Source organism: Bradyrhizobium sp. (assembly GCF_035701725.1).
GTDB lineage: Bacteria > Pseudomonadota > Alphaproteobacteria > Rhizobiales > Xanthobacteraceae > Bradyrhizobium.
In genome coordinates this window covers 1-11,070 of sequence record NZ_DASSRP010000311.1, presented here as the reverse complement: position 1 = coordinate 11,070, position 11,070 = coordinate 1, and the positions used below count along the sequence as shown (strand labels likewise).

Here is an 11,070-nt window from a genome sequence, read left to right as displayed (position 1 = left end):
CGTCACGGTCAGCCCAAAGCCGGGATGAAAGCCCAGTCGCGTGAAGTTGGCGGCAAAGCGCGCCTCGGGACAGGTGACGCGGAAGTCGGCCGACACCGCAAGGCCCAGCCCGCCGCCGATCGCTGCGCCATGCACCGCGGCGACGATCGGCTTTTGCGACCGGAAGATACGCACCGCCTGAATGTAGAGATGCGCGATCGGCCCGAGGCCTGAGGCCGGATCGGTCTTGGCGCGCGCTTCCTGCTCCTGCCGCGCCGGATCGTTGAAATTGGCGCCGGCGCAGAACGCCTTGCCTTGCGCGGCCAGCACCGAGGCGCGGATTTCAATATCGCGGTCGAATTCTTCCAGCGCATCCGCGATCTGGTTGATCAGCGAGATGTCGAAGAAATTCAGCGGCGGCCGTCGGATTTCGATCAGTCCGACATGGCCTTGCTTCTCGACGCCGATATCCTTGTAGGTGGTCATTTAGGCTCTCCGTTTATATATCGGCGGTGCGCGCCCTCTCAGGGAGAGGTCAGAAAAAACAGCTCAGCTAGCGCAAGCCCAGCCCGCGCGCGATGATGCCGCGCAGCACCTCGGTGGTGCCGCCCTGAATGGTGAGTTTTGGCGCGGTCTTCATCGCGAAGGCGAGCTGGTTCTCCAGCGTCTCGTGATTGGTGACGTCGGCATCGATGAAGGCGGCGAGGTCGCGCACCCGGTGCGGCAATTGCTGCTCCCAGATCGTGCCGATGTCCTTGACGATCGCGGCCTCGACCACCGGCTCCTTGCCGGCCTGCAGCATGCCGGCGACCGACACCGACATCCGCCGCATGGTGTGGAGCTGCGCGACGAGGCGGCCGATGCCCTCGGCGGCGCGGGTGTCGGGCGAGGGGCCGACGGCGCGCACCAGTTCGGTCAGCACGTAATAGGTTTCAAGAAACCGCTCGGGACCCGAGCGCTCATAGGCGAGTTCGGATGTCGCCTGCTTCCAGGCGCCGTCGATCTCGCCGAGCACGTGATCCTCGGGAATGAAAGCATCGGTGAACACGACTTCGTTGAACTCGAACTGCCCGGTGATCTGGCCGATCGGATTGACCTTGATGCCCGGCGTCTTCATGTCGACCAGAAACTGCGTCAGGCCGTGCCGGCGGTTTTCCTTAGTCGGCGGCGAGGTGCGGAAGATCGCGATCATGTAGTCGGCGATATGCGCCGACGAGGTCCAGATCTTGGTGCCGTTGATCAGAAAGCCGCCGTCGGCTTTCGTCGCCTTGGTCTTGGCCGCAAACAGGTCCGAGCCGGAATTGGGCTCGCTCATGCCGATTGCAAAGCAGACCTCGCCGCGGCATATCCGCGGCAGGATGTCCATCTTGATGCGCTCGTTGGCGTATTTCAAAAGCACCGGGCCGCTCTGGCGGTCGGCGACGAAGAAGCGTCGCGTCGGCGCGTTGGCGACGCGCATCTCTTCGGTGACGACATAGCGCTCCAGGAACGTGCGCTCATGGCCGCCATATTTCTTCGGCCAGGTCATGCCGAGCCAGCCGCGTGCGCCGACGCGGCGGGAAAATTCCGGCGCGTCAGAGTCTTCGCGGTTGGGCTTGTGCGGATCGAAGGTGCCGGCAGCGATTTCCTCGGCGAGAAACGCGCGCACTTCCTGGCGCAGCTTGATGCACTCGCTCGGCAGGCGGATCGGATCGAAACGAAGGGCTGCGGTCATCTCTTTGATTCCGTCGTCTGTCGAAATTACCGCGAGGCCACCAGCGGCCACAGCTCGTCGGCGCCGTTTTGCGCCACGCGCTTGCCGAGCTCGACCGCCCAGTAGCTTTCCGAGCCGAAATCGTCGCGCCAGGCCAGCGCCCGCAGCGTAAAGCGATGCAAGATATGCTCGATGGTGAAGCCGATCGCACCGTGAACCTGGTGGGCGATCGCTGCCGCCTTCTCGGCGGCTTCCGAGCAGCGGATTTTCGCGGAAGCGGCTTCAAGAAACGCGGCATCCTTGGGCGTGGCGGGATCGGAAAAGGCGTCTGCCGCCGAGGTCGCCGCGGCCAGCGCCGCCGCCGATTCACCGGCAAGCTTCGCCAGATTGTGCTGCACCGCCTGAAATTTGGAAATCTTCTTTTCGAACGCGACGCGCTCGTTGGAATACTTCACGGAGATGTCGAGCATCGATTCCAGGCTGCCCGCGATCTGAAGGCTGCGCGCCACCGCGCCGATCAACAGCAGTGAAGTGAGATCGAAGCCTGCGGGCGCAGGCTTGATCGCGACCGGCGTGACGCGATCGAAGGTGACGGCATCGTTGTGGTCGCCACCGAGGTTGAGGCTGGACTCGATCCGGCACTTGTCCGCGCTGACGAGGGCGATCGACGGCGTGCCTTTGCTATCCTGCGCCAGCAGCGCGACGTGTTTTGCATCTTTCGCAAAAGGAACGCCGCGGGCGAGCCCGGAGAGCGTGCCGTCGGAATTGAGCGCGATGCGGTCCCTGGGGCCGGCTGGCGCCAGCGTCATTTCGCCGTCAGGAGAACTGATCCCGGCTTGCGACAACAGCCAGCCCGCGAGCATGGTTTCTGCCAAGGGCACGCCGATCGCGAACCGGCCCGCGGCGCTCAAGACGCCAAAGCCCTCGGCCAAGGTCGCGCCCGAACCGCCATATTCCTCCGCGACCCATGCGAGCGGCAGGCCGGCCTCGCTCAATGCCCGCCACAGCGGCGCTTTCCAGCCGCCTTTCCTGTCGCTGTTGACGGTCTGCGCATCGGCGAGGTCGGCAAATATCCGCTCGGCAGTTTCGGCAACGATGTTCTCGGCGTCTGCCACGGCGTTCCTCTGGGGGCTTTTGGTTGATGACCATGATGGGGAAAAGCCCAAGTCCTGACAAGCGTATATGCGTGCAGGGGCCCTTGCGGGCGCGGAATGAGCTAGCGGTCCGATTCTAACATTTCGTATCCACCCGGTGGCCGCTTATTCCGCGCAATGGAGTTTCTTTGCACGGCAGCCCTGTGCTAGACGGCAACCAACATTCGAAGGGAAATGCCAATGTCGAAGGATGGTCTGAGCGTAATCATCACCGGTTCGGCCTCGGGCCTTGGCGCCGCAACCGCGCTCAATCTCGCCAAAGGCGGCGCGCGCATCGTCATTAATTATTCCTCGAGCCAGAAGGAGGCGGAACAGACCGCCGACCTCTGCCGCAAGGCCGGAGCCGAGGTGGTCGTGGTTCAGGGCGACGTCTCGCGCGATGAGGATTGCCGGAAGATCGTCGCGGCGGCGGCGCCGTGGGGCAGGCTCGATGCGTTGATCAACAATGCCGGCATCACCAAGCATGTGCCGCACGGCAATCTCGACGGGCTGTCGGCCGAGGACTTTCAGCGCCTGTTCGGCGTCAATACGATCGGACCGTTCCAGATGGTGCGGGCCGCGCGGCCGCTGCTGGAGGCCGGCGCCAACGCGTCCGGCCGCGCCTCGGCGGTCGTGAATGTTTCTTCGGTTGCCGGCATCAGCGGCATCGGCTCATCGGTTGCCTATGCGGCGAGCAAGGGCGCGCTGAACGTGATGACCTTGTCGCTGGCCCGCGCGCTGGCGCCGCTCATTCGCGTCAACGCCATCTGTCCGGGCTACATGGATACGCCCTGGTTCACCAAGGGCCGCGGCGCTGAAGGCGCGGCAAAGGTGCGCGATGCCGTGGTTGCCAAGGTGCCGCTGAAAATCGCCTCATCAGCGGAAGACGTCGCGAATGCGGTGTGCTTCCTGGCGACGCCTCAATCCGGCAGCATGACCGGCGAAACGGTGCGGATCGACGCCGGCGCGCATTTGATCACCTGATTCGAAAGTCATTCCGGGTTGGTACGAGGCGACAAAATTGACCGCCAATTTTGCGCTGAGCACCAGACCTCAGATGCGCAATTGCGCATCGGGGAATCTCGAGATCCCGGGTTCGATGCTTCGCATCGCCCCGGGATGACATGCGTCACCTGTTGAAGTCGCGCAGCACGCCGCTCGCCACCAGCCGGTTCCAGATGAACAGCACCACCAGCGCGCCGATGGTCGCGGTGATAAAGCCCGCCCCCTGATCGGGACTGTAATGCCCGATCGCCTGACCGATGAAGGTGGCAAGAAATGCGCCGGCGATGCCGAGCACCGTGGTGAGGATGAAGCCGCTCGGGTTGTTGGGGCCCGGCGAGAGCATCCGCGCGATGATGCCCGCGACAAAGCCGACAACGATGATCCAGATGATGCCGCTCATGACGATCCTCCTGCTCGAAAAGCTCGACTAAAAAGTAGCGGCTCGTTAGAGCCGGCCGGATAATTCGTTTTCGGTCGGCAGCCGGCCGTCCGGCGTCAGATGGTTGATCACCTCGGGCAGTTGCCTGCTCAGGCCTTCAAGCAATTCCTGGCGCGACAGTCCGGTCTGCGACGTCAGATGCTCGATCTGGTCAGCGCCGAGCGCGTTGGCGAGATCGCCGGGCGAAATCTGCTTGTTCGGTCCGTCAGTCACCCATGAATTGACCGTCTCGCCATGGCCGCTCTGCTGGAACTGCTTGAGCAGGTCATTCAGCCCTCCGCTCAGCACGCTGCCTGCGGCGCCGCCGGCCAGCAAGCCGCCGAGCAGGCCTCCCAGGCCTCCGCCGCCCAGGCTTCCGCCAAGTCCACCACCAAGTCCGCCGCCGGGCGCTGGAGCTGGTGCCGGGGTCGGCGCGGGCGCCGAGGTAGACGAGCCGGTCATGTGCTTGACGGCCTTGTAGGCGAGCAACGCCAGGATTGCCATGGTCATCGGCGACATGCCGCCGCCGGATTGCGTGCTGGGCGTGGAGGGGCCGCGCGGACCGTTCTGCATTCCGTTCAATACGTCGAGTAAGCCCATCGTCATCTCCTGCCGATCATGCGCCCCGCGACCCGGAACTTTATCGGTGTGATATGACGGTTACAAGGCGACAAGCGCTTTGATGCCGGCGGTCGGAGCGACTGCAAGCCGGTATTTGATTGAAGCATTACGGGAGCGAGCGCGATGCAGGATCGGCCGATCGTTGTGGCGGGCGCGGGCAGCATCGGCTGCTTTGTCGGCGGCCTCATGGCGGCTGCGGGGCACAGCATATCGCTGCTGGCGCGTCCACGCGTGATCGACGAGATCGAGCGCTTAGGGCTGACCCTGACCAGCCTGGAGGGCTCATTGCACCATGTGGCATCTCGGCAGATAAAACTGTCCGACGATCCGAAGCTTTTCGCCGATGCGAGGTTCGTGCTGGTGACCGTCAAGAGCGCCGATACGGCGGCAATAGCGGATGCCATCGCGCGTTACGCCCCGAAGGATGCGATCATCGTTAGTCTGCAGAACGGCATCGGCAATGCCGCGATGTTGCGCGGCAAGCTGCCCGACATGACCGTGCTCGCCGCCATGGTGCCGTTCAATGTGATCGGCAAAGGCGAGGGGCGGTTTCATCGCGCCACCTCGGGCGATATCGTGATCGAACGCGATGTTGCGGAGACTGCGGCGCAGCTTTCGGTGCCGGGGCTTGCGATGCGCGCCAGCGACGACATTGCCGGCGTGCAATGGGGCAAGCTGCTCGTCAACCTCAACAACGCGATCAATGCGCTGTCCGGCCTCACCTTGCGCGAACAGCTCGCGCGGCGCGACTGGCGGCGTCTGTTTGCCGACCAGTTCGCCGAAGGCCTGGCGGCGCTGCGGGCGGACGGGATCAAGCCGCGCTCGGCGACGCCGGTGCCGCCAGGCTGGACGCCGCATCTGCTGCGGCTGCCCGATGCGTTGTTCAGGATCGCGTTGGCGCCTGCGATGAAGATCGACCCCGAGGCGCGCTCTTCGATGTGGGAAGACCTCGAGCGCCGCCGACGCACCGAGATCGACTATCTCCAGGGCGTGATCACCGAAATTGCGGATCGGCGGGGATTGAAGGCGCCGCTATCCAGCCGCATCGTGACGCTGATCAGGGACGCGGAAGCGAAGAGCGAGGGGTCGCCGCGGTTGACAGTGGAGCAGATCCGCCAGACCTAAGCCGCTCGGAACAGTTCAGCCGGAAAGCCCCTGCTTCGGCCTGATCTTGCCGGGCGTGCCGAACAGCGCCTTCTTGAGATCGCTGATCCCCTCGGAAAGCCGCGGCCAGTCGCACGAAAAGGAGTCCTTCGCGCAACCTGTCGGCTTGATGCGCCTGACCTCGCCGGCCGTCCGCGGCGACACCGGCTGTTTGGCAATACTGCCGGTCGCCGGCGGCGCCTTTTCCGTCTCGTTCTTCAGCGAAGCCTGCTGCAGCTGCTGTTGCTTTGCGGCAAACGCCGCCGCGATGCTGCTACGGCGCTGGTCTTCCAGATAGATTGCGTACTGCTCGTCGATATGCCGCTGCTCGTCGGCGGTCGGATTGGGGCCGGCGATGTCGAAATTCCGATTTTGCATGAAATCGAAATAAGTATAGCCGCCGCCCGGCTTGCGGCGGCCGGCGAACTTGGCGTTGCATTCGGTCAGCGCGGCGGTCCTGGCCTCCTTGATCGGATTTTTCTCGGCCGCGTCGGCGCATTCCTCGAAATCGGCCGGCCCGCGCGACCACCATTGCGCAGCCGCCGGCGATGACGAGACCACGGCATAGCCGAGCATTGCGGCGATCAGGACGATCTGGTTGCGTGATGCTGTCAAGCGACGTTCCGCGCTGCACAGGGAAGACCCATGACAGATTGTCGCCATTATTGGCGAGGTTGTCGACCCCGAAACGGCGAGTTACGCACGCGAGAGTGGATCTTGGCGATTGCAGCGCGGCGATAGCCCCGCTCGTGCCGCGATCTGATCTAGTGGCTGATACGCCAGATCGTGCCGTTGCCGTCTTCGGAGACAAGCAACGCGCCGTCGCGCGTGACAGCGACGCCGACCGGCCGGCCCCACACTTCGGAATCGTTGATGACGAAGCCGGTCATGAAGTCTTCATATTCGCCTGTCGGCACGCCGTCCTTCATGCGGATGCGGATCACCTTGTAGCCGGTGCGCTTGGCTCTGTTCCAGGAGCCGTGCTCGGCGGCAAATCCGTCGCCACGATATTCGGCCGGAAAGGCCTGGCCATCATAAAATGCAAGACCGAGCGACGCCGAGTGCGGTTGGATCAGAACGTCGGGAACGGTGACCTTGTCCTTCAGGTCCGGCCGCTCGCCAGCGTGATGTGGATCTTCGTGATTGCCGATGTAGAACCATGGCCAGCCATAGAACGCGCCCTCGCGGATGCGGGTGACGTAATCGGGAACGAGATTGTCGCCAAAACCGTCGCGCTCATTGGTCGAGCAATAGGCATCGCCGGTCGTCGGGTGGACGGCAAGGCCGACGCAGTTGCGGATACCGGTGGCAAAGATCCTTGCGTCCTTTCCTTCCGGATTGAATGACAGCACGTCGGCGCGGCGGGTCTCGTAACCGGAGCTCGCGCCGAGCGCGGTTTCTGAATTCTCCGATGGCGCGCTCTTGATTCCTTCCGCATCGTTGCTGCCGGATCCGACCGAGACCAGCATCCGCTTGCCGTCTGCGGTAAAGACGATGTCGCGGGTCGAATGGCCGCCGCGCGGCAGCTCGCTGACGACGGTTTCCGGCTTGCCTTCGGCTTTCAGGTCGCCGTCCCGATAGGGAAAGCGAACCACGCTGCCGGTATTGGCGACATAGACCCATTGCGGCTTGTCGCTCGGGAAGAACGCGATGCCGAAGGGCTGGCTGAGGCCGCTGGCAAAGATCTCGTTCCTGGCGATCTTTGAGCCGTCGTCGGAAAGCCGCAGCACACGAACGCGCCCTGCGCGGGTTTCCGACACGAAGATATCGCCGTTCGGCGCGGTCCTCATTTCACGCGGTCCGCTCAAGCCGTCGGCCAGCAATTCCGCTTTGAATCCGGAGGGCACCAGCGGCGCCGCCGCGGCGGGACGCGCCACTACGCGCGAGACGTTGGCGGAGGAGGCCGTCGCGCCCGGCTTCGGCAGATCGTCGGGACGGATCAGGCGGACAACTCCCGGTCTGTCGGCGCGCCAGTCGCCGAATGCCGCGCTCCCGGTCAACCGCCTGGTTTCGGCCGAGGCGGTAACGGTAACGCTCACGGCGAACAGTGTCGCGGCAAGACCTGCGGACGAAGCAAGCCGGCTGAAACCGCGCCGCCGATCGCTACAGGACCTTTGCACGATTGCTGCCTGAAACGTCATGTCGGGTACCTTTGCCGCCGATATCTGACGACGAACCTACAGGGTGGCTGCCGCTTCAGCCAGACGACCTGCGTTGACGATGATGTGTACGCCGTCGCTTCGTTTGGAGAGCCGTGAACCAATTCTCGTCTCGCTCGTCATATTGAGCAGCCGTCGTTGATTGGCAGCGGCCGGAATGGAACCTAGAGATGTGCGAGGCGTGCGACCGGCTCGGCGAAAAGATCGAGCACTATAAAAAAGTAATGTCAGCGATGACGGATCAACTGACCATCGAGAGACTCGCCGCTCTGGTCGCGGAACTGGAATCGCAAAAGGCCAAGTTGCACGCGGAGCAGAAATGAGGCGCATCTTGGATCCCATCGGCTCGCTTCGAGCGGACCGTCAGGCATCATTCTTGATCCGTTCGCGGTAGGCGCGGGTCTTCTGCCGGTTGCCGCATAAGGTCGACTGGCACCAGCGCCGTGTCCCCGGCTTGGAGCGATCGAAAAACACCCGCTTGCATTCGTCGGATGCGCACATCTTGAGCCGATCGAGCACGCCGTCGGCGGAACCGCGGTAGAGCTCGGCGACGATGGCCGAAAGCCCCGAAGCCACTTCAGTGCCGGCGGGGACCAGTTTCAGTCCATCCTTTCCGGCCGTGACCCGCAGCGGAAACCGCGCGATCGCTTTGTCGAGCGCTTGCCTCGCCGCAATGTCGCGCCGGCGCTCGGCGGGATCGCGTTCGAGGTAATCGCGAAGCGCGCCGCGCAGCGCCAGCGCCGCGGCGAAGGTGGCCGCGGACGGAACCTTGCCCGCCTGGCCGAGGCCGCGACGCGCCATCCAGTCGCCCAGTGCCGCCGCGCTCTGAAATTCGTCGCCCTGTGCGTGCTGAACGCCATGATGGATAAAACGACGCAGATCCAGGCTGTTGGCGAAATCGTAAGTGTTGGCTAACGCGTCCGGGACCTGGAACTTGCGCGATTCTTTCGACATGCAGCCTGTATTTATATCCGTTCGGGCTTGAAACAAGACACCAGTATAATAGTTTTACTGGTGTTGAAAGATATCGCAGCCCATCGTGGTTAGGGAAGCGGACATGCGGCACGTCGAACATCGCCCGATCGCCACCGAACAAGATCATCGCCTGGACGCCTCGCATCTGGGCGCTCATGACGAAAGCTCCGTTCGTTATGACGGATGGCGGATCGTCGCCGTCTGCTTTGTGGTTGCGACCTTCGGCTGGGCCTTCGGCTTCTACGGCCAGAGTGTCTATCTCGCCGAACTGCAGCGCCAGCACGGCTGGCCGGCGTCGCTGATCTCGGCCGCGACGACGTTCTTTTACCTGTTCGGGGCGTTGCTCGTCGTCTTTGTTGCCGAGGCGGTCAGGAAATTCGGACCGCGTAAGTGCCTTTTGGCCGGCACGGGCGCGATGGCGGTTGCGGTGGTCCTGATCGGGCAGGTCAAGGCGCCCTGGCAGCTCTATCTTGCAGATATTGCGCTGGCCTTCGGCTGGGCAGGCACCAGCCTCGCCATGATCAGCACCACGCTTGGCCTCTGGTTCGATCAAAAGCGCGGCATGGCCATCAGCCTTGCATTGAACGGCGCGAGCTTCGGCGGCATTGCCGGCGTTCCCCTGCTCGTGCTCGCCATCGGCCAGTTTGGATTTCCCCGCGCGATGATGGTGGCCGCCGGCCTCATGCTCATGCTGGTCATCCCGATCGTCCTGATCTTTGTCCGGCGGCCGCCGCGACAGGGCGGCGGCCCGGCGGTGGGACGCGACGCGCCATCCTCCGCCCACATCCGCGCCCGTGCGTTTCGCGATGTCGGCTTCCTGTCGGTATCGATCGCCTTCGCGCTGGTGCTGTTTGCGCAAGTCGGCTTCATCGTTCATCTGATCGCGTTTCTCGATCCCGTGGTCGGCCGTTCCAGCGCGGCCGTTGCGGTTGCGGTGTTGACGGCCATGGCGGTCGTGGGGCGCGTGCTGTTTTCGACCGTGATCGACCGGCTCAACCAGCGGCTGGCGTCGGCCCTTTCCTTTGTCAGCCAGGCGCTGGCGCTTCTGGCTATCATCAATTTCCGCGACGAGATGCTGCTGATCGCAGCTTGCGCGGTCTTCGGCTTCTCGGTCGGCAATCTGATCACGCTGCCGTCGCTGATCGTGCAGCGCGAGTTCGATGCCCGCTCGTTCGGCGTCTTGATCAGCTTGCTGACCGCGATCACGCAGGTGACCTATGCCTTCGGACCGGGCGTGATCGGTGCGCTGCACGATCTCTCGGGGACCTACACCGTGCCTTTCTACGGCTGTGTCGCGCTGGAATTGATCGCCGCCATCCTGATCATGATCCGCGGAAAAATGGCGGCGCCGTCGCCTGCCGCGATGAATACATGATAAGCTAAGGTATCGCCACGCGGCCGTTTCGCCCGACGCGGAGGTCAGCCAGATGTTTCTCGTCTTTCTTCGTCACGGCAGCATCGCCGCGCTGCTCATCGCCGTCGCCGTGGAGGTGGTGGCCGTTCTGCTCGGCAGGATCACATTGATGCCGACACTGGTTCTGCTCGGCGCGCTGATGTTCTACCTGAGCGAATACGGCATGCACCGTTTCGCCTTTCATGCGCCGCCGCTGTCATGGCCGTGGCTCCGCAAGATGCAGCATCGTCTGCATTACGATCACCATGTCGAGCCGAGCCGTCTCGATCTGTTGTTCCTGCCGCTCTGGTTCCTGGCGCCGATGCTGCTGCTGACGGCCCTTTTTGTCGCAGCGGCGCTGGGGACTCGCGCGGTTCCTTCGGCGATGCTCGGGGTCATGCTCGCGATCCTGCACTATGAATGGGTGCATTACGTCGCGCACATCCCCTACCAGCCGCGCACCCGCATCGGACGTTGGGTGAAGCAGTATCATCTGCGCCATCATTTCATCAGCGAAAAGGAATGGTTCGGCGTCAGCAACCCGTCGCTCG

General features: G+C 63.6%; 12 protein-coding genes. 4 read left to right on the top strand and 8 right to left on the bottom strand.

Features of this window, described 5'->3' with window-relative positions:
- The 3 genes from VFL62_RS18515 to VFL62_RS18505 form a co-directional block, all read right to left on the bottom strand.
- The coding region (locus tag VFL62_RS18515; RefSeq protein WP_325173830.1) for an enoyl-CoA hydratase/isomerase family protein at positions 1–465 on the bottom strand (465 nt) is incomplete at its 3' end.
- 67 nt (positions 466–532) lie between these two features.
- Entirely contained in the window at positions 533–1,693 is a 1,161-nt protein-coding gene (locus tag VFL62_RS18510; protein WP_325173829.1) for an acyl-CoA dehydrogenase family protein, read from the bottom strand.
- A gap of 26 nt (positions 1,694–1,719) precedes the next feature.
- On the bottom strand, positions 1,720–2,787 hold the full coding sequence (locus VFL62_RS18505; RefSeq protein WP_325173828.1) for an acyl-CoA dehydrogenase family protein: 1,068 nt from the start codon (positions 2,785–2,787) through the stop codon (positions 1,720–1,722).
- A 219-nt stretch (positions 2,788–3,006) separates the two neighbouring features.
- On the opposite strand from VFL62_RS18505, the gene VFL62_RS18500 reads away from it, so the two are divergent.
- Positions 3,007–3,789 (top strand): SDR family oxidoreductase, encoded by a 783-nt coding sequence (locus VFL62_RS18500; RefSeq protein ID WP_325173827.1) that lies wholly within the window; start codon positions 3,007–3,009, stop codon positions 3,787–3,789.
- Positions 3,790–3,934: 145 nt separating this feature from the next.
- Here VFL62_RS18500 and VFL62_RS18495 read toward each other — a convergent pair whose 3' ends face one another.
- Positions 3,935–4,210, bottom strand: a complete 276-nt coding sequence (locus tag VFL62_RS18495) for a GlsB/YeaQ/YmgE family stress response membrane protein (protein WP_325173826.1) — start codon at positions 4,208–4,210, stop codon at positions 3,935–3,937.
- Positions 4,211–4,255: 45 nt separating this feature from the next.
- Positions 4,256–4,828 carry a YidB family protein gene (locus VFL62_RS18490; RefSeq protein ID WP_325173825.1) on the bottom strand — a complete coding sequence of 191 codons (573 nt, stop codon included), beginning with the start codon at positions 4,826–4,828 and terminating at the stop codon, positions 4,256–4,258.
- A gap of 144 nt (positions 4,829–4,972) precedes the next feature.
- On the opposite strand from VFL62_RS18490, the gene VFL62_RS18485 reads away from it, so the two are divergent.
- Positions 4,973–5,974: a 2-dehydropantoate 2-reductase gene (locus tag VFL62_RS18485; RefSeq protein ID WP_325173824.1), complete on the top strand. Its 1,002-nt coding sequence runs from the start codon at positions 4,973–4,975 to the stop codon at positions 5,972–5,974.
- Between the two features lie 15 nt (positions 5,975–5,989).
- On the opposite strand, the gene VFL62_RS18480 is transcribed toward VFL62_RS18485, so the two are convergent.
- The 3 genes from VFL62_RS18480 to VFL62_RS18470 all read right to left on the bottom strand — a co-directional run bounded on the left by VFL62_RS18480 (position 5,990) and on the right by VFL62_RS18470 (position 9,105).
- Positions 5,990–6,607, bottom strand: coding sequence for a hypothetical protein (locus VFL62_RS18480; RefSeq protein ID WP_414644767.1), 618 nt, complete (start codon positions 6,605–6,607; stop codon positions 5,990–5,992).
- Between the two features lie 149 nt (positions 6,608–6,756).
- Positions 6,757–8,031, bottom strand: coding sequence for a sorbosone dehydrogenase family protein (locus VFL62_RS18475; protein ID WP_325173823.1), 1,275 nt, complete (start codon positions 8,029–8,031; stop codon positions 6,757–6,759).
- A 483-nt stretch (positions 8,032–8,514) separates the two neighbouring features.
- Positions 8,515–9,105, bottom strand: coding sequence for a CGNR zinc finger domain-containing protein (locus VFL62_RS18470; protein WP_325173822.1), 591 nt, complete (start codon positions 9,103–9,105; stop codon positions 8,515–8,517).
- A 103-nt stretch (positions 9,106–9,208) separates the two neighbouring features.
- Between VFL62_RS18470 and VFL62_RS18465 the strand changes: the two genes are divergently transcribed.
- Together VFL62_RS18465 and VFL62_RS18460 are read left to right on the top strand one after the other, a co-directional pair.
- Positions 9,209–10,501, top strand: coding sequence for an MFS transporter (locus tag VFL62_RS18465; RefSeq protein WP_325173821.1), 1,293 nt, complete (start codon positions 9,209–9,211; stop codon positions 10,499–10,501).
- A 52-nt stretch (positions 10,502–10,553) separates the two neighbouring features.
- On the top strand, positions 10,554–11,070 hold a 517-nt coding region (locus VFL62_RS18460; protein ID WP_325173820.1), incomplete at its 3' end, for a sterol desaturase family protein.